Consider the following 22,949-nt stretch of genomic DNA (forward strand, 5'->3'; position numbering starts at 1 on the left):
CAGCTCCTCAGCTGTGGTGCCTGTCCGGGTGTTTTCCGTCGTGCGTGCCGCAACGGCTCCGCCCGCGCGCTTATTCCGTCCGGCGGCCCAGGGTGCGTCGCTATGCTGACCGGGATTCCGGCTCGACCGAGGAGGCCACCATGGACCAGCACGACGAGGACCAGCACGACGAGGACCAGCACCGCGAGCAGCACGCCCATCGGCGCAAGGGGCGGCGCACGGTCGTGATCACCGGCGCGAGCGACGGCATCGGGGCCGCCGCCGCCCGCGAGCTGGCGGGACGGGGCCACGACGTCGTCGTCGTCGGGCGATCGGGCGAGAAGACCGCGGCGGTGGCCGGGCCCCTCGGGCTCCGGCACTTCACCGCGGACTTCGCGCGGCTCGACGACGTGCGCCGGCTCGCCCGGGAGCTGCAGGAGTCCGCCCCGCGGATCGACGTGCTGGTCAACAACGCCGGCGGGATCTTCGACCGCCGCGAGCTGACGCCCGACGGGCACGAGATGACGTGGCAGGTCAACCACCTGGCGCCCTTCCTGCTCACCCACCTGCTGCTCGACCGGCTCGTGGCGGACGGCGCGGCGGTGCTCAGCACGTCCAGCGTCGCGGCCCGCATCGGCCGGCTCTCGCCGGAGGTCCTCGTCGACGACCGGCGCTGGTCCCCGCAGGGGGCCTACGGGGACACGAAGCTCGCCAACATCCTCTTCACCCGCGGTCTCGACCGCCGGCACGGGCCGCACGGCCTCGCCGCCGCGGCGTTCCACCCCGGGGGCGTCGCGACGAACTTCGCCTCGGGCACCACCACCCCCCTGCGGTTCCTGTATCGCACCCGTCTGGGCCGCCGGCTCATGATCACCCCGGAACGGGGCGCGGAGACCCTGGTGTGGCTGGCGGAGGGCGTCGCCGGCGAGGACTGGCGCCCCGGGGGCTACTTCGAGAAGAGGCGGCCCGCCCGTGCCCCGTCCCGCGCGGCCGACGTCGCGCTCGCGGACGCCCTGTGGCGGCGCAGCGCCGAGCTGGTGGGGCTCACCCCGGGGCACCCGGCCGGCTGATCACCAGCGCGTCGACCTTCGCCCAGAGCTGCTCGACCGTCCCGTCGTTGACGAGGACGGCGGTGATCCAGCGCGGGTCGATGCCGGCCTCCGAGGGGTGCGGGTCGTCCGGGGCGGGAGCCCCGGGGCGCACCACGTGCACCACCCGGCCCCCCGCGGCCGTGATGGCCTCTGCCTCGACGTCGAAGCGCACGTCCGTGAACACGACCGGCCCGCCCAGCCGGCGGGCGGTCTCCAGCCCGCGGTCCGCCCACACCGTCTCCCCGAAGACGGCCTTGCCGGCCTCGTTGCCGACCTTCTGCAGCAGCGTCCGGATCTCCCGGTGCACCGGGTCCCGCACCTCGTCCTTGAGCAGACCCCAGTCCCCGCCGGCCTCCGCCAGCACCGTGGCGAGCCGCACGAGCCGGCCGTCCCGGACGCCCACGAGGGGGTCCAGCTCGGTGAGGAACAACCGCAGCGGGTCCGCGAAGGCCACCCGTGCGTAGCCGTGCGCGACCACGAGGCGGTCGCCGCACGTGTCCTTGCCCGACTGCTTGCGCCCGTGCAGCCCGATCAGCCGCGGGCGGGGGTCCGGTTCCTGGGCCATGACGGGTCTCCTCCGGTCGTGCGCCGACGTGGTCCAGCGTACGGACGGGGGCACGACGGCGCACCGGGCACCACCCGCCGCAAAGTTGCACTATGATGTCGTGAGTGCAACATCGATTCGATCTCGGGCGCCTCCGGTGACGGCGGGCGCACGGGAGCAGCGCATGCGCCGGACCCGCCGCTCCCTCATCGCCGGCGCGCGCCGGCTGGCCGCCGAGCGCGGGCTGGCGGGGTTCACCGTGGACGAGCTCTGCGCGGAGGTCGGGATCTCCCGGCGGAGCTTCTTCAACTACTTCGCCTCCAAGGACGACGCCGTGCTGGGCACCCCGGCCCGGGACCCGCTCGAGGCCTTCGGCGAGCAGTTCGTGGCCGGGGGCTCCGCGCCGGACGGAGCGCCGCTGCTGAGCGCCCTGCAGGAGCTGGTCGTGCAGTCCTTCGCCCTGCTGGAGGGTCCCCACGACCGGACCCTGCTGCTGGACGTCCTGCGCCGCGAGCCCGTGCTGCTCCAGCGGCTCACCGAGACCATGGAACGGCGGCTGGCCGAGCTGACGGAGCTCATCGCGCGCCGACAGGGCTGCCGGGAGCGGGACCCGTTCCCCGGCGTGGCCGCCGCCGTCGTCTCCCACCTCGCGGGGCACACCGTCCACGAGCTCCTCGAGACCCGGCCGGCCGGCGCCGACCCGGACGAGTCCCCGCCCCTGGAGGAGTTCGCGGAGCTGCTGGCCCGCAACGTCCGCCTCGCCGGGGACCTGCTCTCCCCCGGCGCCACCGCCCCGCCGACGACGCCGGACACCGCCGCGGACACCCCCTCAGCCACTCCCCCCCGACACCTCTGACCCGTCCCCGGACACCGAAGGAAGCCCATGACCACCACCCCGCCCGCGGTCGCGCAGGACGCCCCGCTGCTGGTGCTGACCCAGAAGCGGATCTGGATCATCTTCTCTGCCCTCATCGCCGGGATGATGCTCGCCAGCCTCGACCAGACGATCGTCTCCACCGCCATGCCGACCATCGTCGGGGAGCTGGGCGGCGTGGAGCACCAGGCCTGGATCACCACGGCCTACCTGCTGGCCACCACCATCGTGATGCCCGTCTACGGCAAGTTCGGCGACGTCCTGGGCCGGCGCAACCTCTTCCTGGTCGCCATCGCCCTGTTCACCCTCGCGTCGGTGGGCTGCGCCCTGGCCACCGGTTTCTGGCAGTTCGTGACCTTCCGCGCGCTGCAGGGGCTCGGCGGCGGAGGACTGATGATCCTTTCCCAGGCGATCATCGCGGACATCGTCCCGGCCTCCGAGCGCGGCAAGTACATGGGCCCGCTCGGCGGCATCTTCGGGCTCTCCGCCGTGGCGGGGCCGCTGCTCGGCGGCTACTTCGTGGACCACCTCACCTGGCAGTGGGCCTTCTACATCAACATCCCCATCGGCATCGCCGCCTTCGCCATCGCGTGGTTCACCCTGACCCTCCCGCACAAGCGCGCGACCCGCAGGATCGACGTGGCCGGCGTGCTGCTGCTGTCCGTGGCGACGACCTGTCTCATCTTCTTCACCGAGTTCGGCGGCAACGCCGAGCACGGCTGGGGCGCGGCCGCCACCTGGGCCTGGGCGGGCGGCATGGTCGTGGCCACGGCGCTGTTCGTCTGGAACGAGACCCGGGCCGAGGACCCGATCATCCCCCTGGGCCTGTTCCGCAACCCGGTGTTCGTCAACGCCACCGCGATCGGCCTCACCCTGGGGCTGGGGATGTTCGCCGCCATCGCGTTCGTGCCCACGTTCCTGCAGATGTCCTCCGGCACCTCGGCGGCGGAGTCCGGGCTGCTCATGGTCCCCATGATGGTCGGGCTGATGGGCACCTCGATCTGGTCCGGCCTCAGGATCTCCCGCACCGGCCGGTACAGGGGCTACCCGCTGGCGGGCACGCTCGTCACGGCCTCGGCCATGCTCGCCATGACCACGCTGGCGGCCGAGACGCCCATCTGGCTGATCTGCGTCTACCTCCTCGTGCTCGGCGCGGGCCTGGGCCTGATCATGCAGGTCATCGTCCTCGTGGTGCAGAACGCCGTGGACCCGTCCATGGTGGGCACCGCCACCAGCACTAACAACTACTTCCGCGAGGTCGGCGCGGCCCTCGGCGTGGCGATCTTCGGGGCGATCTTCACCAACAACCTCTCGGAGCAGCTCACGGCGGTCTTCACCGGCGCCGGCGCCTCCGCCGCCCAGGCCGGGGAGGCGACCGCCACCCTGGACCCGCAGACCCTGGCGCAACTGCCCGAGCCCGTCCGCGAGGGCATCGTCACCGCGTACGCCGACTCCCTCGCCCCGGTGTTCTGGTACCTCGTCCCCTTCATGCTGCTGGCCTTCGTGCTCGCGGTGTTCCTCAAGCAGATCCCCCTCTCCGACACCGCCGGCATGGTGGCCCGCGGCGAAGCCATCGGCGGCGCGGAGGCCGCCGCGCACGAGGCCGCAGCGAAGGAGGCCGCCGCAATGGAGGCCGCGGCGCAGGAGACAGCGGCGCACGACGACGCGCGCCGAGCGTCCTCCACCGGCACCCCCGCCCCCTGACGGGTCCCGGCGTCCGGCCGGCCCGGGGCGGGAACTGGCCGAAAGGCCATGTGCTTCCGTGAACACCCCCGGTAGGCTCGGGCCCGGGCCGGATCCACGCCCGGCCCGGGCCCCACCCACCCCCCTCGGAAGGAACTGTCATGATCAGACTGGTCGGCGAGTTCGACGCGTTCTTCAACCCCAACTTCACGGCCATCCTCGGCATGTTCTTCGACCTGGTCCGCGCGGTGCTGCTCGGCGGCTGAGCCCCGGTCCACCCCGCGCCCTCGGCGCCGCCGGAGCCCCTCCGGCGGCGCCGTCCGCGTTCACGGAGGCTTCCGGCGGTCGGCGCCGCCTGCTAGGTTCTGCGCATCAGGCACCCGGCGGATCGGCCGCCCCCGCAGCGCAGACCCCAGGAGGTCGCCGTGAGCCAGCACCACCACGTCGGCGGAGCCACCGGCGTCGGCACCCGCGCCGTGGTGGTCCGCGGCGGCCCCGTCCTGCGCACCGAGCGGCACACCGTCGTCGACGAGACCGACCGGACCGTCACGGTCGACGACGGCACCCGGTTCGCCAAGACCACCGGACCGGTGCGGGACGCCCCGGAGGCCGACCCCGCCGAGCCCGACGGCGCGCACGCCCCGGTCCGGCTCGTCACCGAGGGCCATCCGGCCTTCGAGCAGCTGTGGGCGGACGCGGTCCTGAGCACGTTCACCGACTCCGACCACACCGCCTACGTCGAGGGCCTGATCGCCTCGAACCGGCTCGCCCGGCGCGGCGACGTGCACGCCCACTACGACGTGGCCGCCATCATCGACGAGCTCGCCGCCCTGCACCCCGACCTCGAGGCGATCCCCGAGGACCTGTTCTGGGCGGTCGTCGACCGGCACGGCCGCGAGGACGACCGGGACGTCACCCCCTGACGCCGTCCCCGGGCCGGCCCGCCGGGTCCCCGGCTCAGCCCAGGCGCCCGCCGGAGTGCCGGAGGTAGCAGCCGGCGCACATCGACTCGTAGGACACGGACACGCCGTCGATGGCCACCTGGTCGCCCTCGAAGACCGGCTCCCCGTCCACCGTGCGGGCGTTGAACATCGCCTTGGACCCGCAGCGGCAGATCGTGCGCAGCTCCTCGACCGTGTGGGCCACGGCCAGCAGGCGCGCCGCGCCCGGGAACGCCTCCGTGCGGAAGTCGGTGCGCAGCCCGTAGGCCAGCACCGGGACGCCGTCGAGCACCGCGATGCGCAGCAGGTCGTCGACCTGGCCCGGGGCGAGGAACTGCGCCTCGTCCACCAGCAGGCAGTGCACCGGTCCGCGCTCCCGCACAGCGGCCCGGAAGCGCTCGCGCGCCCCGTCCTCCGGGGCCAGCAGCAGGTCGACCCGCCGGGACTCCCCCAGCCGTGAGACCACGGTGTCCGCGCCCTTCGAGTCGATCGCGGGCTTGGCGACGAGGACCGTCTGGTCGCGCTCCTCGTAGTTGTGCGCGGCCTGGATGAGCACGGTGGACTTGCCGGAGTTCATCGCCCCGTGCCGGAAGTAGAGCTTCGCCATCAGCGGGTCCCGGCGGGCCGGGGGGCGAGGGTGGTCATGAGCGTTCTCCTGGGGTCGTGCGGGGTGCTCGGCGGGGGCGCCGTGCGTGCCGGTGAACACCCTACGTCCGCCGCGCGGCCGGCCGGCGCCCGGCGCGACGGCCGGACCCGGCGCCCTCCGCAGCTACCCTGGAGCCCATGGGCTGGCACATCGGCACCTCCGGGTGGAGCTACGACCACTGGGAGCACGTCCTCTATCCCCCCGGCACGGCCCCGGCCAAGCGCCTGGAGATCTACACCCGGGCCTTCTCCACCGTGGAGCTCAACGCGAGCTTCTACCGCTGGCCGCGCAGCAGCACCTTCGCCGGCTGGAACCGGCGCCTGCCGGAGGGCTTCCGGATGACGGTGAAGGCCCCCCGCGGACTGACGCACGCGAAGAAGCTCTACGCGCCCGAGACCTGGAGCCGGCGGATCGCCGAGTCCTGGCACGAGCTGCGGGACCGGCGCGGCGTGCTGCTCGTCCAGCTCGCGCCGGCGCAGGCCCGCGACGACGCTCGCCTCGACTGGTTCCTGGCCGGGCTGCCGGACTGGCTGCCCGTCGCCGTGGAGTTCCGCCACGACAGCTGGGTGCACCCGGAGGTCTTCGAGCTGCTCCGGCGCCACGGCGCGGCGTACTGCGTGATGAGCGGGGCCGGGCTGCCCTGCGTCCTCGAGGCCACCGCCCCCTTCGTCTACGTCCGCTTCCACGGCCCCGACCACCACCACCTCTACGCCGGCTCCTACTCGGACGAGGACCTGGCCTGGTGGGCGGACCGGATCCGGGAGTGGCACCACGGCGGCCGCGAGGTCTACGCGTACTTCAACAACGACGGCGACGGCCACGCCGTGCGCAACGCCCTGACGCTGCGCCGGCTCCTCGAGGGCGGCTGAGGAGATCCCCGGCCGGGCGCGGGAGGCCGTGCGCGGGATGCCGGGCCCGGGCATAGGATTGGGCCATCACCGTCGAGCAGGACAGGAGCCGGAGATGGACCGCTACCCCGGGCCCGCGGACCGCGACGAGGCCTGGGCGGAGACGAGCCAGGAGGGACTGGGCGTCCGCGACGAGACGTGGCTGACCGCCACCACCGACGAGAGCAACCGGCGCGCGGACGCTCCCCCCGAGGAGGCGGAGGACGACGCCCCGCCGCCGGAGGACCCGGAGGCGGGGACCGGGCGCCCACCGGACGACGAGTAGACCCCTCGGGCCGGTCAGTCCTGCGGGCTCCACGTCTCCCCGTCCGCCAGGGCGTTGAGCTCGTAGGCGGTCCGCCCGTCGAGGGACTCGCGCAGGATGTCGGCGTGCCCGGCGTGCCGGGCGTTCTCCTCGACCATGTGCAGCGCCACCCACCGGGCGGGCCACGTCCCCAGGTCCTTTGGGAACCACGGGGCGTCCGGGACGGGGATGCGGGCCTCCGGGTCCGCGGTGCGCAGGCCCGCCTCGACGCGGTCGGCCAGCGAGTACAGGGCCGCGCCCAGGGACTCGGCGGTGTCCTCCGGCTGCACGGCCTCCGGCAGGATCGCCCCGGCGGCCCAGCCGGCGTCGTCCAGCGGCTCCCCGGAGGTCCGGTGGGGGTCCGTGAGCACCGCGAACGGACCGTGCCCGCCGATGAACAGGACGTGCCGGGCCAGCGCGCCCAGGCTCATGGCGCTCGCCGAGGGCGTCGCCCGCAGCTGCTCGGCGTCGAGGCCCTGGAGGGTGGTGGCGACCTGGCGGATCTGCTGGCTCGCGAAGGCCGCCAGGGCGTCGCGCTCGTCGGTGACGGTGGGGGTGAGGAAGGACACAGTGGGCTCCTGAGGTGTCGTGCGGCGCGGATCGGGGACGAGGCGGGCGGCGAGGGGCTCAGCGGGTGTGGGCGTACAAGTCGCGCAGCAGGGCGAGCTCCGCCCCGTGGTGGATCAGCTCGCGGTTGATGTGCAGCACCAGGGCGAGCATCGGCAGCTCCGCGTACGGGCCCTCCGCCGGACCGCACGGGCGCGCGAGGTCCGCGTCCGTCAGCGAGTGCACCCCGGCCGTCCAGCGGGCGAACTCGCGGTCGAGCTGGGCCAGCGCCTCCTCCGCGGTCCCGGCGTAAGCCCAGCTCTGGTAGGACGCCTCGGGCCCGGCGAAGTGCCCGTGGCTGCGCGCGGCGAGGACCCCGACGACGACGTGCGCCAGCCGCCAGGCGATGGTCGTGAACGGCGCGGGCACCGGTTCGGGGAAGGCGAAGTCCAGCACGAGCTCCCCGCGGCCCGTCTGCATCGGGGTGCGTTCCTCGGCCCGGGGATGGACCGTCCACGCGGACCCGCCGGTGGGGTCGAAGAAGTACTCCTCGTCGGTCAGGCCGGCGAGGCGGGGCCGCAGCTGGTGGGTCCAGTGCCGGTCGATCTGGTCGGCGGCACAGGCGGCGACGTCGAGGTCGGTCATGGCGGTTCCCTCCTGATCGGGGCGCCTCCGGCGCAGCGTCCGGTGACAGGTCCAGTGTCCTCCCCGTGGCGGACAGATCCTGTCCGCATCCGCGCAGCGCCCATGCTGTGACGGATGCCGCGCACTGCCTCTGTCCTCCCGGGCGGCGGCTCTGGACCGGCGCCCATGACGGTCCTGGACGTGGGGCGCATCGTGCTCGGCATGGCGTTGCGCTCGTGTCCCTGGACGGCCGGGACAGCGGCACGGACGGCGCGGTGCTGCTCGCGGCGGTGGTCGTCCACGGGGTCCTGACGGTGCTGATCGGCCGCCGGGACGCCGCCTCCCCCGCCGGGGCGCCGGACCCTCCGCCGGACCGGCCGCCCGCCGCACCCGATGTCGACGGGTCACCGGCCGGGGAGGCCTCGGCCGGTGTCTCGCTCGTCCTCGTCGTGGTGGGAGTGGGGCTCCTGGTGGCCGGGGCCACGGTCCTCGTCGAGGGGGCGGTCGACGTCGCCACGGCCCTTGGCGTCAGCGGCCTGGTCGTCGGGCTCACGGTGGTCGCCCTCGGGACGTCCCTGCCCGAACTGGCGGCCTCCGTCGTCGCGGTCCGCCGGGGACAGCGGGATCTCGCCATCGGCAACGTCGTGGGCAGCTGCCTGCTGAACTCGGACTGGTGCTCGGGTGCCGGCGATCCTCGTCGACAGCGGCCTGCCGGTTCCGGCGGCGGCCGTGGCCGTGGCCCTGAACATTCCGGTGATGCCGGCCGCCGTGGTGGCGCTGCTGCCCAACGCCTTCACCGGGTTCGCCGTGGCCCGCTGGGAGGGCGGTCTGTTCCTGCTCCTGTACTTCGCCTACACCGGGTACGTGCTGCTGGCGGTCACCGAGCACGACGCCCTGGAGGGGTTCAGCTCCGTGATGGTCTCGTTCGTGCTGCCCCTGGTCGTGATGACCCTCGTGGCGGTGAGCGCCCACGAGCTGGGCCGGCGCCGCGAGCGCCGCGAGCGCCGCGGGCTCGGCGGGCTCGGCGGGCCGGCGGGCGCCCCCCAGCCGCCGCGGGTGGGCCGGGGCACGGTCACGGTCAGCCGGACCGCAGTCCGCTCACACCGTTGCCGAGAAGCACCGCGCCGATGACGACCAGCACGACGGTCATCACCCAGGAACCGTTGGCGGTCATCCATCCCTTCGCGGCCGCCAGCACCGTGGCGGCCCGGTCCCCCAGGACCACGTGGAGCAGCACCGGGGCGGCGACCGCGGCGCTGGCGACCCCCGTGAACAGCAGGAGCGCGAGCACCTGGTGCGCCACGGACGCCGTGGCCGTCGCGATCGCGGCCGCCCCCGTGACGACCAGCACCGCGTTCTTCGGGTTCACCGTGACCAGCAGGAAGGCCACGGCCAGGGCCTTCGAGGGCGTCATCGTGTCGACCGCCGTCATCCACCGCGGCGATTGCGACCCCTCGCGCTACCGGCTCCGCCACTGCTTGACCCCCAGCAGCAGCAGCGTGCCGCCGAGCACCACCCGCAGGACGCCGACCCAGGGCGCGGGATCGTCGCGGGGCAGGGTCGTGTCGACGACCAGCACGGTGAGGGCGGCCACGACGGCGATCCCGGCGATCCAGCCGGACAGGAACGCGGTGACCGCGCTCCGGGTCCCGCTGGTGACGAGCATCGGCACGATCACGGCGACGGGCAGGGAGGCGGCGAGCAGTCCCAGCGCGATCGGGAGACCCGCGGCTGCGGCTGCCGGCACGACGACCTCCTGGGAACGGGTGCCCGCGACCGGGCCGCTGACGCCCGGGGCTGCGGTCGAGCCGACCGCTCCCCTCGACGAGGGCTGGGACCCCGGGTACCCGGGCCCACCCGTCGTGCGACGCGGACGATCGGAACACCGGCCTCGGGGGCACGTCCTTCTCCACCAGGGTGGAGGTCGCTGGGGCGGCCACGGATCACCCGCCGCGGGTGGTCGTCCTCAGCGTCCCGGCGATGTCGCGGGCCCAGGCCTCGATCCGGGGCCAGTCCCGGTGGTCGCCGAAGCGCCCCCCGGTCCCCCGGAGGAGGAGGCCGGCCCAGCCCGGCAGCTGCTCGGCCTGCGCTACCCCGGACAGCAGCAGGTGCCCGCGCGGGTGCACCACCTCCCGCAGGGACGCGGCCAGCCGCCGGTTCTGGGCGCGGCGGGCCGGTTCGCGAAGGATCCGGGGCAGGGCCGCGGACATTCCCACGCTGAACAGCCACACCGGCCGGATCCGCAGCACGGCCTGGTGGCGGTGGACGAACGCGGTGGCCACCGGCAGCCAGTCCTGGTCGTGGATGGCACTGCCCAGCACGACGGCGTCGTAGTCGCCGAGACCGTCCTGCTGTTCCATGGGCCCGACGTCGACCGACGAGCCTTCGTCCCGGAGCACGTCGGCGATCCGCCGGGCGATCTCTGCCGTCGATCCGTGTGCGCTGGCATGTGCGACGAGAATCCGCATCTCCGCCTCCCTCTCGGTCCTGCCCCCAGCGTAGGCCGACGACCGGCCGGACCGGGTGACGACCGGGGACGCGGGACGTAGCGTAGAACCATGAACGATCTCGTGCTGTCCCTGACCAGCTCCGCGGCCGCCGGAGCGCTGACGCTGGTCTCCCCGTCCGGCTGGTCGCCCCGGGTGCGCGCCGCGTACGTCGTGGTGCCGGGAGTCCTGGTCGCCGGCGCAGGAGGGTGGGTGCTCTCCCGGAACACCGGTGGGGAGGACTCTGTCGTTGCCGGTGCCGAGGTCGGGCCCCTGGCCGACGGGAGCCCTGTCGCGGCGCAGCGGCTGCCGGTGGCGGCGCGGGCGGCGCTGCTGCTGGGTCTCGGCGCGGCGACGTGCGGGGTCCAGGCCGCCTCGCTGCGGATCGACGCGATGCTCGAGCGGTGGCTGGTCGCCGGCGGGGCGGCCCATCCGCGCCGGTGGATGGCCGCGCTCGCGGTGTTCGCCTCGCTGGGCATGGACGCCGCCGGGGACCGCATGAGCGCCCTCGCCGGGGAGGACCGCCGGCCCGTTGCCTGACGACCTCCGCCGCCCCGGGCGCGGCGGCTGTTACGGTTCCCCCAGCAGGCGCCGGACGCCCGCGTCGCCCGTCGACCCCCGACTCCGACCCCGACTCCACGAGGAGCACCACCATGGCCGCTGAGCCCGTCGCCCGGCAGACCGACCCGGTCCTCGTGCCGTTCGGCGCCCCGGCCGTCTCTCCCGCCCCGGGCCGTGGTGAGGCCGGGTCGCGGGCTCGTCGCGCCCCCGGGTCCCGCAGCCGGCCGCGCCGGCCGGTCTGCTGAGCCGGGGTCACCGGACGGTGGACGAGCGGCGGAGGCTGAACCAGGGCGGTGCCGTGTACCCCGGTGCGCGCGCGGTGGTCATCCCCGCCCGCACCGGAGCCACCGGGGAGCCCACCACCCGCCGTGTGGTCGTGGCCGCCGACCGGAGGAGCTTCACCCTGGACGACGGTCAGGTCTACGAGCGGCTCTCCGGGGCGCTCTGGTCCCAGCGGCGCTCCCCGGACGTCGGCACGCTGCTGGTCCGTCAGGCCTGCACCGAGGGCGCGGCCCTGTTCGACGGCCTCTGGCGCTCGGCCGCGGACCCGTCGCCGCGGACGGCGGCCGAGGTCGCCGAGGCGCAGGAGGCGGCTGTGGTCGAGGCACTGCGCGCCCGGCACCGCGTTCCGCCCTGGTCGAGGCCGGACTTCTACTACGACGTGGTCCGGGCGCGAGAAGCCCTGGCCGGTCTGAGCTCGGACCTCTCCCGGATCCCCGACGAGAGGTTCTGGGCCGTGGTGGAGCGCCACCGGCGCACTCCCGCCGAGATCGCCGGGCTCAACCAGCCGGTGGGGCCCGACTGTCTCACCGCGGAGCACGGGACCTGCCGGCGGTGCCGGCCCGTGCACGTGTGGGCGTGGGTGGCCGAGCGCCGCTGGAGCCACCACGGCGGTGACCCGTCCGTGGTCTACGACGTCGAGGCGATCGTCGCCGTGCTCGAGCGCATCGACCCCGAGTACCGGCACACCCCGGGCCGGGTCCTCACCCGTGTCCTCGACGAGCACCACCGTCCGGAGCAGGGGGCCGCCCCGTGAGCGCGGCGCCGACGGACGGCGCACCGGACCCGGGCCCGCCCCCGTCCGCACGCCGGCCCCAGCACGCCACCCGATCCCCTCGACGACAGGACGTCCCATGCGCCGACCCGTTCCCGCTCTGCTCGCTCTCTCCGCCCTCGCCCTGACCGGCTGCGCGCCGACCGCCGACGACATCCAGGCGATGGTGGCCGGCGGGGCCGCCTACGAGGACGCGACGGCGCTGCGCGACGACGTCGTCGGGGCCGGCATCGACTGCCCGGGCACGGACCAGCTGCGCGCCCCGGCCGACCCGGAGACCACCTACCTGGACTGCGCCAACGGACGCATGGCCATGGCCGTCACGGACTCCGAGGAGCGCATGGAGGGGCTGTTGAACACCCTCAGCAGCGAGCAGGGCGCCTCCTTCCTGCACGCGGACAACTGGGTCGTCATCTCGAGGGACGCGGCCCCGCTGCAGCAGCTCCGGGACGAGCTCGGCGGGGACATCACCACGAACCCCTGAGCGGTCACGGTGCCGCTCGCCGTCCGCCCGCACGGATCGTGGGAGCCCGGCACCGCCGCACGACGGACGCCCACGGCCCCCTCACGGACGTGCCCCGGGCCTGCTACGACCAGGAGGCGGTCGTGAGGAGGGAGAAGAGAGGCTCGAAGTCGTAGCTCGTGGTGCTGTTGGTCATGACCACGATGCCCAGGCCGTGTTCTGGGTAAAGACGCATGACGTTCCAGAATCCGGCGCCGGCCCCGAAGTGCTCGACCCACTGCCCCGTTTCCCGGGTGGGGCGGCGGAACCAGCCGATGCCGTGGTCGAAGGGCTTCCCCGGGTGCTCGATCACGCGCATCGATCGGGCCGTCTCAGCGGACAGGATGCGGTGCCCGTCGATCTGGCCATCACCCAGGTGCAGCCGCAGAAAACGTCCGGCATCCGTCACGTCGCCGACCAGACCGCCGTAGGCGGCTCCGTCGACGTAGAAGGGCCGCAGGCCCAGGTAGGCGCCGTGACGGGTCCCGGCCACCCCGGGTGGGAGCAGACGGCGCAGCAGCGGATCGGCGGCGCGCGGGGCGCGCACACAACCGGTGGCGGCTGGGGCCTCCGGGCGGTAGGTGAACCCGGTGTGGGTCATGCCCACCGGATCCAGCACGGCTTGCCGCAGATAGGACGTCACCGGCATACCGCTCACGGCTTCGATGATCTGACCCAGCGCAAGATAGCCGACGTTGGTGTATCGGGCCCTGTGCCCCGGGGCGTGGCGGTAGGGGCGCGGTCGGCTCATCACGGACCGCAGCAGGTCCTCGGCCGCCGGCGGCTCCTGCTCGGCCGGGTGCACCCATCGCAGCGGCAGAGGATTGGACAACCCCGCGGTGTGGGTCAGCAGCTGCCCTACCGTGGGCTGGGAGGCACGCGGGGCGCGCAGACAGTCCACGTAGTCGGCCACCGGGGCGTCCAGCTCGAGGCGACCGTCCTCGACCAGGGTCATGGCGGCCGTGGCGGTCACGATCTTGGTCATGGAGAACCACAGATACACCGTGGCCGGAGTCGCGGGCGCCCCCGTGGCCAGGTCAGCAGTTCCGAACCCGCCGGCGTACAACGACCGCTGTGAGTCGACCACGACCAGGGACAGTCCCGGGATGCGCCCGGTGCGCATCATGGTCATCACCGCCTCCGTCAACCACTCAGGGGTCTCCCCTGGCTGGGCCCCGGAATCACCGGGGTGGTTCCCGGACGGATGGCTGTGCATGGCATCCCCCAGATGCGCGACTCCACGGACGTCGCAACGGTCTGACGCCACCTTGAAATTCTGTCGCTGCGGTGTCAAGACCGAAACCGTCCAAACCATACAGACGACGCAGACGGAGTCCGCCAAGACGCTGCGCTCGGCCCCTCAGCGCCAAACGACGACCGATCCCGCCGTGAACCGCTGCAGACACCTGCGTCCGCAACGGGAACCAGCGCGGCGGGCATATGAACCCCCGCTGCAACGCCGAACTTCCGAGAAGTGATTGGTAGCCAGCCATATTTAGAGAGGCGACGGCGCCCTCCTGACCGTCTGGTTCGCCGCCGGCGCGGCAACTGTGGCCTCAGCTTGGAAGCACGATGAGCTCGCCGCTGTGCGCTCTGCGGCCGGCCCTCCGGTGAGGAATCCGCCCGACTGCGGAGGCTGGCCCCCTCTTCTGTGTCGAGACGTCCGGCTGTGCCAGGCGGTAGCTTCGGCACCATGGACCAGGACGGGCGTACGAAGGAGGGGGCGTCTCCACAGGTCGACAGCACCCCGATCCCCTCGGCTTTGCGGGTTCTTCGGGGCAGCCTCTGGGTGGGTGCTCTGTTGGTGGTCGGTCTGCCGTTGCTGGTCTGGTGGCAGTTCGGAGTCCTGCGCGAGGACCAACGCGGCCTGTGGACCTCGGCCGTGTCCCTGGCCTACATCCTGCTGGTGAACTCGGTCTCCCGGCGCACGCACGTACCGGGTCCGCGTCCCACCCAGTACGTGGCCCGTGATCGGGTGGGGTGGATCCTCGGCAGTGCCTCCTCGACCGTCACCGTGCCGCAGGACCCCCAGTTGCGGGCCGCCGCTGGCGCGGTGGCCATCTGGCGGATCGAACTCGCGGCGTTCGTCTTTTATGCCGCGGTGGCGTTCGCCCTCACCGGGGTGCTGCGCTGGTCGTCCTTCTGGGGGTTCATCGCCGGGCTGCTGACCGTGTTCGCCCTCGTTCTCATCAGCAGGGCCCGCCGCAGCTGGGTCTTCCTCACCCTCCTACACGCCGAGGAACGACCCCACGATCCCGGCCGGGGGCACGGACTTCGCCGTGGCTGAGCCCATTAGGGATTGTGAGAGGACTCCGCGCCCATGACGGACATTGCGGCCCTGCTGGCGGTGGCCCACTTCATCCACGAGGGGAGAACCGATGAACGAGCACGCATCTGAGCACCCACGGCCACCGGTTGCCCCGCGCCCCGGGCCGAGGGCGGTGCTGTGGTTGGGTCTGCGCATCCTGCTGTGGGCGGTGGTGCTGGCGCTGGCTTTCGCCGCGGGCCTGTGGCTGATCATCGTCACCGCCCCCAAGGGTGGAGGGGCCGTGATCGGTGCCCCTCTCGTCGCCATGCTCGGGCCGTTGCTGCTCAGCGTCCCCTGGGCTCTCGTGCGCGGCTGGCGTGAGGGGCACCGGGTGGAGACGTATGCGTTCTGGCCGGCCGCCTACCTGCTGGCCGCGTTGCTGGGCACCCCGGTGCTGGTGTGGAACAACGGCTGGTTCACCCCGGGAGCCCTGCCGCCCGGACAGGCCCTGCGCGACATCGCCGGCACGGTCGTCTTCCTGAGCGTGTTGGCGCTGCTGGCATCAGCGGTCGTTGCTGGCGCCGCCGCAGCGGCAGCGGCCACTGCACGCTGGGTCCGCCGGCGGCACGCCACGTCTCAAGCCCACCCCTGAAGCTGACAGGGAAACCCGACAGGAGGCACCATGGCCACCGGAAAAGCTCCGATCAGCGGCACCCTCGCGATCGCCTGTGGCCTCCTGGCGGCGACCACCGTGATGATCACCGTCGTCAGCGGAAGCTCTTGGAACACCGTGGTGAGTGCTCTGACCACTTTCGCGATGTTCGTCATCGTGTGGCGAGGAATGAAGAAACAAGACCGGGAGTACCAAGAGCGCTTGGAACGCCTGAAGCAGCGCTTGAGAGACGAATAGCGCTCCCTCCAGATCAAGAACCGCACATCCAAGGCGGCGGACCCCGTAGATCATCGAAACCGCGGCAGCCTCCGCGACGCTCCTCGTATCGCACTGCTTCCTCAACTACTGACGCTGAAACTGCTGCCCGCCGGGTCGTGCCTGAGCGTGCAGCACCGTGAGATAGATCAGGCTTCGGCGGAGCCGGAAGGCAGACACCAGCGCCATGCCTATCGGGGCACCGAGAAAGCTCGACCACGGCGCTTCCGGACGGATGAGCATGCCCAGGACGACTCCCAGGACGAAGAAGATGAGCACCACGAACATCTGGAGCTCGGTGCAGGCAACCGCCGCCGCGGTAGCCCGCACCCCCGGATCCACCGGCACCTCCCTGGTCTTGATGACCGACGAAAGCGCCCACTTCCACCGCTCCTGCCTGACCCGCTTGTCCAGTCGAGGCTGCGACGGCTGCACGAGATACTGGACCAGCCCGGCCAACGCAAAGAGCAAGAAGACGACCAGGAACCACCATCCGTCCCCCGTTCCGCCAGGCAGGACCACAGCCACCAGCGGAGGACCGGCCACAGCGACCAAGGAAGCCGGTATGGAGCGCACTGCCAGCTGACCCACCGTCGGCGCTGCAGAGCCGTCCATCAGCCGGGCGTGAGCCCCCGCGTCGCCGCTACTCGTCACGCTCACGACGCTACCGGCCGGTTCGGGCGGGAACCACGACGCACAAAAGGGGAACCTCAACTGCACGTGCCGATGCCCATGCACCCGCGACGATTAGAAGCGTGATCGGTCCCTGTCGTTACGGGGCCGCCCAGGTGTGAGCATCCCGGACTCATTCAGCAGGAGTGCACCTCCTGCCGCGGGGAGAAAGAGGAGGGCGGGCAGCCATTCAGTAATGGCGAACAGGCCCAGTGCGAGAAGGAGAACGACGATCGCTGCGACTCGGACTTTGGTGTGCATGACATCACTTCCATTGAGTTCGCGAAGCCTAACATCGGCCTCCAGGCCCCCTTGCCACCCGACTCGCCGGGCGGAATCCCAGCGCAAGCAGGAACTTCTACCGCAGCACGGTTCGCCGCTAACCGGGCCCCAAGTAAAGCCTGGCGTAGTGGAGGTCTTCCCTGACTGGTGTTCACCTGTGGTGGGAGCGGTGGAGCACAGCACGGCGGGTCGCCTCCACGCTGGTGCTGACTACCCGCTCCAGCGGCCCCGGACCGAGTGTTGCTCGTTGCCAGGTCCGGGCAACCAGCGCTACGACTACCAAGGGCAGGAGGTACCACAGAGAAGGCTGGTCGTAGTGGGCCTGGAAGGACAGCGCCACCAGGTGGGCGGTGTACAGGGTAAGACCCATCGCGCCCAGTGCCGACAGCGGCAGCAACCACGCCCCGAACTTCCTGGTGGCCAGCAGCAAGCTCCCCAGCACCAGCAGTCCCACGCCCAGGCCGGCCGCGATCGTCCACGCGGTGCCAGTGGGCGCGGGAATGAGCGCCGGCCACCAGGGCGAGTCGGTGGGCAACACCTCCGGGCCCCACACCCGCACCTCCATGCTGGTCCGGTTGCTGGTCAGCAATCGGTCGTACCCGTCGAAGGCGTTGGACACCACGAAGGCCGCCTGGGCGCAGATCACCAGTAATGCTCCCACCACCAGCACCCGGACCTGGACCCCCGTGTCACGCAGTCGCATCCGCCCCAAGCCCAGCCCGACCAGCAGACAGGTCATGTACGACAGGATCGGGTGACTGCCGGTGAACAGCAGGTGGGAGATCCTGCCCGCGGCCCCGCTCACCCCGTCGACGGAGGTGGGGGTGGAGGGGGCATACGCGGGCATGACTTCGGTCATGGCCTGCATCAGCAGCGGGCCCACGATCCACATGAGTGCCGCGCAAACGAACAACGCCGTCGCCGACAGGTGCAGAAACGGAATCGCCAGCACGAGAAAAACCGCGTAGTAGATCAAGATGTTGTCCGCCGGGGCACCTTCGGGCATCAGTGCCCCGGCCCCCAGGCCTACAGCGGCCATGAGGATCGCCTGCACGGCCATCCCCATCCGATCAGCGGCCAGCCACCTGCCTCGGTGTGGAAATCGTCCCCCGGAGTCGAAGGCGAGTCCCACCCCGGCCAGCAGGACAAACAGTGCCACCGGAGCCCCCGACAGGAGCAGGCCCGACCAGGTCGACTCCTGGATCTCGTGGTCATCGGCGGGCATAAAAGGCACCGCCAGCAACCCGAGCAGCGCTAGCCCGCGGGCCGCGTCGATGCCGTCCCACCATCTCGAGGACCTGCGGGCACCGTCGGCGGCACCCGCCAGGGCGGGCCCCTCCGTTCTGGATGTCCAACTCATGATTGCCTCGATCTCCGGAGCGGACCCGGATTTACGGCCCCAGCCGCCGGGACCATCCTGTGCTCAGGATCTCTGCTGCACCTGTCGTTGCCGTTGCGAAAGCCTGTAGGTTCCATAAGATTCTGCGAACCCTACGGTGCACATCAACCTGACCTCCGCCGCATTCAAGTCGTTGACGACCGCTCGCTCACAAGGTGGTCGGCACCGGCAGCTCCCGGATCCGCCGGTAGAGCGTGGCGCGGGACATCCCAAGGTCCCGGGCGACCTGGGTCGCCGGCTCCCCGCCGTCGATCAGGCGCAGGGCGTTGCGGATCTGGGAGTCGGTGAAGGTCTGGGGCCGTCCGCCGAAGTCCTTGCCGGCGGCCCGACGCTTGGCCACCGAGTCGGTGATCCGCTCTCGCTTGATCTCCAGTTCCATTTGGACCAGCGCGGCCATGACGGTAAAGACCATGGAGCCCATCGGTGTCGCGGTGTCCACGTCTCCCCCACCGAGGTTGAGCACCCGCAGACCGGCACCCCTCCCTCGCAGCGCCTCGGCGAAGGTCAGCATGTTCTGCGTCGACCGGCCCAGGCGATCCAGCGTGGTAATCACCAATGTGTCGCCCTTCTCCAGCGCAACCACAGCACGGTCGAACTGCGGGCGTGACGCGCGTCCTCCAGACACTCCATGGTCGATGTAGACATCAGCGCGCCGCACGCCGGCGGCCAGGAGGTCATGCACTTGACAGTCTGCGTCCTGTTGCCGCGTCGAAACTCGCGCGTACCCAATCAGCTTGCCCACGTCCACCCATCTGTCTCGTAACTAACGTTGAGTACTCGATTTTTGGAGACCTTGATAAAGTACATAGATACGAGACATGCCCGACCGCGGAAACATGCGGACGCAAATTTTCCCGACGAGACGTCTGGCATCCCATGCCGTGCGATCCACTGTCATCCTCAATCTTCAGGCTGCTCTGCTTGGTATCGGCAAGGTCATGGGTCGGGTCGGTTCGCGGCCTGTGACTGTGGGGAGGAAGTGCTCCGACACCAAGCACGTCAGCCCCGTCCAGCGCCACATCCTCAAACCTCTCGCCAACGGCTACCGCCAGGACCACACTGTCTTCGTGGTGAAAGACATTTCCCACCCGTAAGGCCGGGCGCATGGCCCGGCCTTGCGCATGCCCGCGGGGATCCTCAATACACCCCCGAGAAGAGACGCCGCATCGGTCAGGAAGCCCCGCAGGGCATGCCCCCCTCGCAGGTCCCTTCCACACCATCGTCGCCTCGGACCCCATGGCCCTTCACGCGGCTCTGAATAGTGGCGCAAATGGGGACAACATGAAGATGGATCTTCTTCCTACTAGAGAGTAGGTTCGGGGTATCACGCAGGGCCGCCGGTCGGGGGGCCGGTCGGCCCGGCGTGGAGCACGCCAGGGAGGCCAGTCGGGGGGCTGGCTCCTCGGCGGTGATCATGCCGCCGCCTTGGTGGGCAGAAGTCCTGTGACCATGTGATCAGTCGTCGGGGGACGTCTCTTCTGCTTGCCAGGGCGCGGCAGCTCTCCTTCACGGTGACCGGGTCCAAGAACTCTTCGGTGGTGCACGTGGCCGGTCCCACAGGTCACGGACTGGGTCATCGAGGGGGCCGGCGCACCGGTAGGGACGGATGAGCCGCAGCAGGCAGTGGCCAACACGCCCCTGACGATGACCGTCCTGGTGAATCCACGACGTCCCTCCGGCCGCGACCGGAGGAGCAGCAGATGGACACTGAGCAACCCCGCCACACCTCAGGCGCCTCCACCCTGGGCCCAGCGGCCCGCGCCGCCGTCTTCCAGGCATTGCGCCCGGCGCTGGAGGCTCTCACTCTTGAGGCCGCCGCTGATCCCCGGCTCAGCGCCGAGGCACGACGTGTTCTGCGGGCCGTGGCCTGCACCGGAGCCGGGAACGCACTGGCCCTGGCTGATCTCGCCGCCCGATCCAGTACCCCCAAAATCCGTGTTCCCGTGGTGCTGACCGAGCTTGAGGGCCACGGATACCTCGATCGTCTGGCCCGCATCGCACCGCACCTGGCGGCAACCCTCCCGACACCAACCGCCCCCTCCTCTGCTGAGCTCCGCAACGTCACCCACGGCCGCGACGAAAGACCCGAACAGCAGACACACCCGGGGCCATGACACCGACCCAGCCCACCGGCGACCTCCAGCCAGGATCCGGACCAGGTGAGAGGCCTGGCATCCCCGGGCTTGAAAGGCGGCCTGCTGTCACATTGCTCAGCCTGCTTCCATAGTTGTCGGCCCCGTGCTTACCCTGGGCCATCACCATCGGGCCCCCCAGACTCGGCGATGCGACCGCGCCTCAGGCCGCCACCGCCAGACGATCCGTCACCTGCGAACAGGAAGAAGGCATGACCATCTCCGTCTCTGGGGCTCTGGCCGTTGAGCTGCACCCCCTCACTCCCACCCAGTGGGTTGCCACCTACTACCCCATGGTGGCCACTCCCGTGGGTCGCTGGGCCGAGGTCACCTGGGACCTGCACCAGCACCCGATGCCCGCCGCCTCCGTTCCGCGGGAGCCGGCACGGTGGCTCGAGGCGTGCAGCCCCGATCCCGAGCACCCCTGCTACGCCGGCCACCGGGAGTGGGCCGCCGAGCTGGCCGCCGGCTACGCAGCTGCACTGGCAGTCCACGACAGCGAGGCCGTCAAGGAACCCCTCTCGGCTCAGGAGGCGCAGCTGCTGGGCGAGGACACGTTCCTCGTGCCCGCCGGACAGCTCTCGGAGTGGGTGCTCGACGATCTCGACGGCGAAATCTCAAACGTCTGCGGCTGATCCTGTACACGGACCAGCCTTTCTCGCACCAGCCACCCACTCCGGAACACCCCTATTAGCAACCGCACATGGATGTGTCATGTTGTGAACCCCAACACACCCCCGGAATTGCCGGACGGGGCGGGAGCGAGCATCGTGGCGTATCAGGGGGACAGGTGATCTGCATCAGACCATCCTCCAGCTTCTGGCGCGTCGACCGGCCGCACCGTGGTTCCGGGGGGATCCGAGGTGCTGGCCAGATGACTGGTCCGCGCAGAAGCAACTGGGGCGGGGTGGCCGGGGGGCCGCCCCGCCCCCGTCACACCCCGCCGCGGCGATCATAGGATCCGTCCCCGGCGGAAAGTCTCGCGTCCACGGCCTCAGGAGCGCGGGCGCCCTACGCACTCCACCCGATTCCGTCACCGACTACGGTGGTGCTGCCGCTGAGGTGCAAGGCAGAGGCGGGACGCCCAGCGCGGGGAAGCAGCACCGACTCGATCCCTCGGGGGTCTCAGTAGCGGTCACCGGGCCTCTCGCTGTCATGCATCCACGAACTCAGAAACCGGGTCTGGATCGCGACGGAGCGCTCGAAGACGGGCTCGTGGTGATACAGCAGGCCGAAGTGCCCGCCTTCGAGCTCGTGCACCTCCTTGGGACCGCCCAGCGCGGCGAAGGCCTGCCTGGCCACGGCCGTCGTCGAGCCGGGCATCTCATCGTCACGGGCCAGCAGAAAACAGGTCGGGACCAGCACATGTTGGGCCCACAGCACCGGTAGCCACATCGGTTCCTCCGGGGCGGTGAGGACCACCTGGTTCTCCCACCCGGTGCCGAATCGCGCCCCGTACTCCAGGAACCACCGCAGCGCGGTCAACGGCTTCAGCGCCGAAGGCGCCGAGAGCTGGTCGGCGGAGACCACCGGCATCGGCCCGCGCCACCGCTCCGGCTCGGCCCGCACGGATCCGCCCAGGAGCCGGGCCCGCATTCCCCGATACAGGGCCCCGTCCGGGTCCGGCGGCGCCGGATGCCGGCCGCAGGCCGGCGTCTGAGCCACCACCGCGCGCACCCGCTCGTCCACGCAGGCCACCGCCAACACCTGGGCAGCGCTGTAGGAGTCCCCCCACAACGCCACCCGCTGGGGGTCCACCCGGTCACAAGCAGAGACGGCATCGAGGGCGTCCCGATAGCCCCGGGCCTGGATCCACGGATTGATCTCTCCTCGGGGCTCACCCCGACTTCGACCCACACCTCGGTGGTCGTAGAGGAAAGCCGCGACACCGTGATCAGCGAACGCCTGGGCGTAGCGGTCAGCGACCATCCCGTGAGCAGTGGCGGAAAAGCCGTGAGCCATGACCACCACCGGCCCCGGCGCAGCCGCGGGAGGCAGGAACAAACGACCGGCCAGCACCGCACCCTCGGAACGAAAACGGATCTCCACCACAGCTGGCACCTCAACGCCCCCCCGATCCCCGCACATCCCAGAGCCAGACCACCAACCGCTGCAGGTCCACCGCCGTCACCCCGGCGCGACCGAGGCCCCAATGTGATGCTTCAAGCGTAGTGAGCCGGGCAATGGCATGTCCCGGCAGAGCCTGAGACGGGGGTCAGCAACCCACCACACCTCCCGCACCACCGGTCCCCGGAAGTCCGATCGCACCCCCAAGTGTCACGCAACCAAACTGCCTCATGTCGCATGGGTGACCGGTTGTCGGTTCCGGTCGAATAGGTAGCTGAAGTTCCGGTCGAAAAGTGAGCAGCTCGTCCAACGATTGGAGAGTGATCACTGTGGAGGATTGGGCGCTGATCCGTCAGCTGCATCGGGTGGAGGGCTTGTCGCAGGCGGCGATTGCCAGGAGGTTGTCGCTGTCGCGGAACACGGTCGCGAAGGCGCTCCGTTCCACGGACCCGCCGTCCTACGCACCGCGCCCGCCGGTGGAGGGGGCCTTCAGCGAGGT

At 71.4% G+C, this 22,949-nt stretch carries 27 protein-coding genes and 2 pseudogenes; 18 read left to right on the top strand and 11 right to left on the bottom strand.

What is annotated here, in order from left to right; genetic code table 11:
- The first annotated feature begins 140 nt into the window (after positions 1-140).
- Entirely contained in the window at positions 141-1,049 is a 909-nt protein-coding gene (locus CK505_RS11280; RefSeq protein ID WP_255250937.1) for an SDR family NAD(P)-dependent oxidoreductase, read from the top strand.
- On the opposite strand, the gene CK505_RS11285 is transcribed toward CK505_RS11280, so the two are convergent.
- Positions 1,024-1,635, bottom strand: a complete 612-nt coding sequence (locus tag CK505_RS11285) for a hypothetical protein (protein ID WP_095651105.1) — start codon at positions 1,633-1,635, stop codon at positions 1,024-1,026. The genes CK505_RS11280 and CK505_RS11285 overlap by 26 nt on opposite strands.
- Before the next feature lie 163 nt (positions 1,636-1,798).
- On the opposite strand from CK505_RS11285, the gene CK505_RS18460 reads away from it, so the two are divergent.
- The 3 genes from CK505_RS18460 to CK505_RS11300 all read left to right on the top strand — a co-directional run bounded on the left by CK505_RS18460 (position 1,799) and on the right by CK505_RS11300 (position 5,094).
- Positions 1,799-2,470, top strand: coding sequence for a TetR/AcrR family transcriptional regulator (locus CK505_RS18460; protein WP_095651106.1), 672 nt, complete (start codon positions 1,799-1,801; stop codon positions 2,468-2,470).
- 27 nt (positions 2,471-2,497) lie between these two features.
- Positions 2,498-4,192 (top strand): MDR family MFS transporter, encoded by a 1,695-nt coding sequence (locus CK505_RS11295; RefSeq protein ID WP_095651107.1) that lies wholly within the window; start codon positions 2,498-2,500, stop codon positions 4,190-4,192.
- Between the two features lie 404 nt (positions 4,193-4,596).
- Positions 4,597-5,094: a hypothetical protein gene (locus CK505_RS11300; protein WP_017833799.1), complete on the top strand. Its 498-nt coding sequence runs from the start codon at positions 4,597-4,599 to the stop codon at positions 5,092-5,094.
- 34 nt (positions 5,095-5,128) lie between these two features.
- On the opposite strand, the gene CK505_RS11305 is transcribed toward CK505_RS11300, so the two are convergent.
- Positions 5,129-5,719, bottom strand: a complete 591-nt coding sequence (locus CK505_RS11305) for a thymidine kinase (RefSeq protein WP_095651108.1) — start codon at positions 5,717-5,719, stop codon at positions 5,129-5,131.
- A gap of 176 nt (positions 5,720-5,895) precedes the next feature.
- Between CK505_RS11305 and CK505_RS11310 the strand changes: the two genes are divergently transcribed.
- On the top strand, positions 5,896-6,627 hold the full coding sequence (locus tag CK505_RS11310) for a DUF72 domain-containing protein (protein ID WP_095651109.1): 732 nt from the start codon (positions 5,896-5,898) through the stop codon (positions 6,625-6,627).
- Positions 6,628-6,721: 94 nt separating this feature from the next.
- Positions 6,722-6,931 carry a hypothetical protein gene (locus tag CK505_RS11315; RefSeq protein ID WP_095651110.1) on the top strand — a complete coding sequence of 70 codons (210 nt, stop codon included), beginning with the start codon at positions 6,722-6,724 and terminating at the stop codon, positions 6,929-6,931.
- Positions 6,932-6,945: 14 nt separating this feature from the next.
- Here the strand turns inward: CK505_RS11315 and CK505_RS11320 are convergent, their stop codons facing one another.
- Both CK505_RS11320 and CK505_RS11325 read right to left on the bottom strand, forming a co-directional pair.
- Positions 6,946-7,518 carry a DUF664 domain-containing protein gene (locus CK505_RS11320; protein WP_095651111.1) on the bottom strand — a complete coding sequence of 191 codons (573 nt, stop codon included), beginning with the start codon at positions 7,516-7,518 and terminating at the stop codon, positions 6,946-6,948.
- 58 nt (positions 7,519-7,576) lie between these two features.
- Positions 7,577-8,140, bottom strand: a complete 564-nt coding sequence (locus CK505_RS11325) for a DinB family protein (protein WP_095651112.1) — start codon at positions 8,138-8,140, stop codon at positions 7,577-7,579.
- 449 nt (positions 8,141-8,589) lie between these two features.
- On the opposite strand from CK505_RS11325, the pseudogene CK505_RS18890 reads away from it, so the two are divergent.
- Together CK505_RS18890 and CK505_RS18895 are read left to right on the top strand one after the other, a co-directional pair.
- A pseudogene (locus tag CK505_RS18890) lies at positions 8,590-8,724 on the top strand (sodium:calcium antiporter); the annotation flags it as partial.
- A gap of 76 nt (positions 8,725-8,800) precedes the next feature.
- Positions 8,801-9,250, top strand: a complete 450-nt coding sequence (locus tag CK505_RS18895) for a hypothetical protein (protein ID WP_255250938.1) — start codon at positions 8,801-8,803, stop codon at positions 9,248-9,250.
- Here the strand turns inward: CK505_RS18895 and CK505_RS19070 are convergent.
- A pseudogene (locus CK505_RS19070) lies at positions 9,198-9,785 on the bottom strand (GAP family protein). The gene CK505_RS18895 and the pseudogene CK505_RS19070 overlap by 53 nt on opposite strands.
- A gap of 277 nt (positions 9,786-10,062) precedes the next feature.
- Positions 10,063-10,587, bottom strand: a complete 525-nt coding sequence (locus CK505_RS11345; protein ID WP_095651115.1) for a flavodoxin domain-containing protein — start codon at positions 10,585-10,587, stop codon at positions 10,063-10,065.
- 90 nt (positions 10,588-10,677) lie between these two features.
- Between CK505_RS11345 and CK505_RS11350 the strand changes: the two genes are divergently transcribed.
- The 4 genes from CK505_RS11350 to CK505_RS11360 all read left to right on the top strand — a co-directional run bounded on the left by CK505_RS11350 (position 10,678) and on the right by CK505_RS11360 (position 12,704).
- Positions 10,678-11,145 carry a hypothetical protein gene (locus CK505_RS11350; RefSeq protein WP_095651116.1) on the top strand — a complete coding sequence of 156 codons (468 nt, stop codon included), beginning with the start codon at positions 10,678-10,680 and terminating at the stop codon, positions 11,143-11,145.
- Positions 11,146-11,258: 113 nt separating this feature from the next.
- Positions 11,259-11,411, top strand: coding sequence for a hypothetical protein (locus CK505_RS18465; protein ID WP_176475326.1), 153 nt, complete (start codon positions 11,259-11,261; stop codon positions 11,409-11,411).
- Positions 11,412-11,464: 53 nt separating this feature from the next.
- Positions 11,465-12,202: a hypothetical protein gene (locus tag CK505_RS11355; protein WP_141246811.1), complete on the top strand. Its 738-nt coding sequence runs from the start codon at positions 11,465-11,467 to the stop codon at positions 12,200-12,202.
- A gap of 97 nt (positions 12,203-12,299) precedes the next feature.
- Positions 12,300-12,704 carry a hypothetical protein gene (locus CK505_RS11360; RefSeq protein WP_095651118.1) on the top strand — a complete coding sequence of 135 codons (405 nt, stop codon included), beginning with the start codon at positions 12,300-12,302 and terminating at the stop codon, positions 12,702-12,704.
- A gap of 103 nt (positions 12,705-12,807) precedes the next feature.
- Here CK505_RS11360 and CK505_RS11365 read toward each other — a convergent pair whose 3' ends face one another.
- Positions 12,808-13,854 (bottom strand): serine hydrolase, encoded by a 1,047-nt coding sequence (locus tag CK505_RS11365; RefSeq protein ID WP_095651119.1) that lies wholly within the window; start codon positions 13,852-13,854, stop codon positions 12,808-12,810.
- 657 nt (positions 13,855-14,511) lie between these two features.
- On the opposite strand from CK505_RS11365, the gene CK505_RS11370 reads away from it, so the two are divergent.
- The 3 genes from CK505_RS11370 (at position 14,512) to CK505_RS11380 (ending at position 15,880) form a co-directional block, all read left to right on the top strand.
- Positions 14,512-15,009 (top strand): hypothetical protein, encoded by a 498-nt coding sequence (locus CK505_RS11370; protein WP_126346321.1) that lies wholly within the window; start codon positions 14,512-14,514, stop codon positions 15,007-15,009.
- Between the two features lie 91 nt (positions 15,010-15,100).
- Complete coding sequence (locus CK505_RS11375) at positions 15,101-15,622, top strand: hypothetical protein (RefSeq protein ID WP_126350141.1); 522 nt, start codon at positions 15,101-15,103, stop codon at positions 15,620-15,622.
- 30 nt (positions 15,623-15,652) lie between these two features.
- Positions 15,653-15,880 carry a hypothetical protein gene (locus tag CK505_RS11380; RefSeq protein ID WP_095651122.1) on the top strand — a complete coding sequence of 76 codons (228 nt, stop codon included), beginning with the start codon at positions 15,653-15,655 and terminating at the stop codon, positions 15,878-15,880.
- Positions 15,881-15,985: 105 nt separating this feature from the next.
- On the opposite strand, the gene CK505_RS11385 is transcribed toward CK505_RS11380, so the two are convergent.
- The 3 genes from CK505_RS11385 to CK505_RS11395 all read right to left on the bottom strand — a co-directional run bounded on the left by CK505_RS11385 (position 15,986) and on the right by CK505_RS11395 (position 18,993).
- Positions 15,986-16,552, bottom strand: a complete 567-nt coding sequence (locus CK505_RS11385; RefSeq protein WP_141246812.1) for a hypothetical protein — start codon at positions 16,550-16,552, stop codon at positions 15,986-15,988.
- A gap of 451 nt (positions 16,553-17,003) precedes the next feature.
- Positions 17,004-18,212 carry a heparan-alpha-glucosaminide N-acetyltransferase domain-containing protein gene (locus CK505_RS11390; RefSeq protein ID WP_229586405.1) on the bottom strand — a complete coding sequence of 403 codons (1,209 nt, stop codon included), beginning with the start codon at positions 18,210-18,212 and terminating at the stop codon, positions 17,004-17,006.
- Between the two features lie 187 nt (positions 18,213-18,399).
- Positions 18,400-18,993 carry a recombinase family protein gene (locus CK505_RS11395; RefSeq protein WP_095651130.1) on the bottom strand — a complete coding sequence of 198 codons (594 nt, stop codon included), beginning with the start codon at positions 18,991-18,993 and terminating at the stop codon, positions 18,400-18,402.
- Positions 18,994-19,951: 958 nt separating this feature from the next.
- Here CK505_RS11395 and CK505_RS18205 point away from each other — a divergent pair.
- Together CK505_RS18205 and CK505_RS11405 are read left to right on the top strand one after the other, a co-directional pair.
- Complete coding sequence (locus CK505_RS18205) at positions 19,952-20,365, top strand: hypothetical protein (protein ID WP_126346323.1); 414 nt, start codon at positions 19,952-19,954, stop codon at positions 20,363-20,365.
- 230 nt (positions 20,366-20,595) lie between these two features.
- Positions 20,596-21,018, top strand: a complete 423-nt coding sequence (locus CK505_RS11405) for a hypothetical protein (protein ID WP_095651125.1) — start codon at positions 20,596-20,598, stop codon at positions 21,016-21,018.
- Between the two features lie 490 nt (positions 21,019-21,508).
- Here CK505_RS11405 and CK505_RS11410 read toward each other — a convergent pair whose 3' ends face one another.
- On the bottom strand, positions 21,509-22,435 hold the full coding sequence (locus CK505_RS11410; RefSeq protein ID WP_176475327.1) for an alpha/beta hydrolase: 927 nt from the start codon (positions 22,433-22,435) through the stop codon (positions 21,509-21,511).
- A 344-nt stretch (positions 22,436-22,779) separates the two neighbouring features.
- Here CK505_RS11410 and CK505_RS11415 point away from each other — a divergent pair.
- On the top strand, positions 22,780-22,949 hold a 170-nt coding region (locus CK505_RS11415), incomplete at its 3' end, for a sigma factor-like helix-turn-helix DNA-binding protein (RefSeq protein WP_141246801.1).

This window comes from Kocuria sp. WN036 (assembly GCF_002287015.1).
In the GTDB taxonomy this organism is placed as follows: Bacteria; Actinomycetota; Actinomycetes; order Actinomycetales; family Micrococcaceae; genus Kocuria; species Kocuria rosea.

What these genes read in the sequence shown, in the direction of transcription:
- CK505_RS11280 (WP_255250937.1), top strand. Translation starts at nt 141, where the DNA reads ATGGACCAGCACGACGAGGACCAGCACGACGAGGACCAGCACCGCGAG.
- CK505_RS11285 (WP_095651105.1), bottom strand. Translation starts at nt 1,635, where the DNA reads ATGGCCCAGGAACCGGACCCCCGCCCGCGGCTGATCGGGCTGCACGGG.
- CK505_RS11295 (WP_095651107.1), top strand. Translation starts at nt 2,498, where the DNA reads ATGACCACCACCCCGCCCGCGGTCGCGCAGGACGCCCCGCTGCTGGTG.
- CK505_RS11360 (WP_095651118.1), top strand. Translation starts at nt 12,300, where the DNA reads ATGCGCCGACCCGTTCCCGCTCTGCTCGCTCTCTCCGCCCTCGCCCTG.
- CK505_RS11365 (WP_095651119.1), bottom strand. Translation starts at nt 13,854, where the DNA reads ATGACCATGATGCGCACCGGGCGCATCCCGGGACTGTCCCTGGTCGTG.
- CK505_RS11350 (WP_095651116.1), top strand. Translation starts at nt 10,678, where the DNA reads ATGAACGATCTCGTGCTGTCCCTGACCAGCTCCGCGGCCGCCGGAGCG.
- CK505_RS18205 (WP_126346323.1), top strand. Translation starts at nt 19,952, where the DNA reads ATGGACACTGAGCAACCCCGCCACACCTCAGGCGCCTCCACCCTGGGC.
- CK505_RS11390 (WP_229586405.1), bottom strand. Translation starts at nt 18,212, where the DNA reads ATGAGTTGGACATCCAGAACGGAGGGGCCCGCCCTGGCGGGTGCCGCC.
- CK505_RS11315 (WP_095651110.1), top strand. Translation starts at nt 6,722, where the DNA reads ATGGACCGCTACCCCGGGCCCGCGGACCGCGACGAGGCCTGGGCGGAG.
- CK505_RS11305 (WP_095651108.1), bottom strand. Translation starts at nt 5,719, where the DNA reads ATGGCGAAGCTCTACTTCCGGCACGGGGCGATGAACTCCGGCAAGTCC.
- CK505_RS11405 (WP_095651125.1), top strand. Translation starts at nt 20,596, where the DNA reads ATGACCATCTCCGTCTCTGGGGCTCTGGCCGTTGAGCTGCACCCCCTC.
- CK505_RS18465 (WP_176475326.1), top strand. Translation starts at nt 11,259, where the DNA reads ATGGCCGCTGAGCCCGTCGCCCGGCAGACCGACCCGGTCCTCGTGCCG.
- CK505_RS18460 (WP_095651106.1), top strand. Translation starts at nt 1,799, where the DNA reads ATGCGCCGGACCCGCCGCTCCCTCATCGCCGGCGCGCGCCGGCTGGCC.
- CK505_RS11375 (WP_126350141.1), top strand. Translation starts at nt 15,101, where the DNA reads ATGAACGAGCACGCATCTGAGCACCCACGGCCACCGGTTGCCCCGCGC.
- CK505_RS11310 (WP_095651109.1), top strand. Translation starts at nt 5,896, where the DNA reads ATGGGCTGGCACATCGGCACCTCCGGGTGGAGCTACGACCACTGGGAG.
- CK505_RS11325 (WP_095651112.1), bottom strand. Translation starts at nt 8,140, where the DNA reads ATGACCGACCTCGACGTCGCCGCCTGTGCCGCCGACCAGATCGACCGG.
- CK505_RS11380 (WP_095651122.1), top strand. Translation starts at nt 15,653, where the DNA reads ATGGCCACCGGAAAAGCTCCGATCAGCGGCACCCTCGCGATCGCCTGT.
- CK505_RS11345 (WP_095651115.1), bottom strand. Translation starts at nt 10,587, where the DNA reads ATGCGGATTCTCGTCGCACATGCCAGCGCACACGGATCGACGGCAGAG.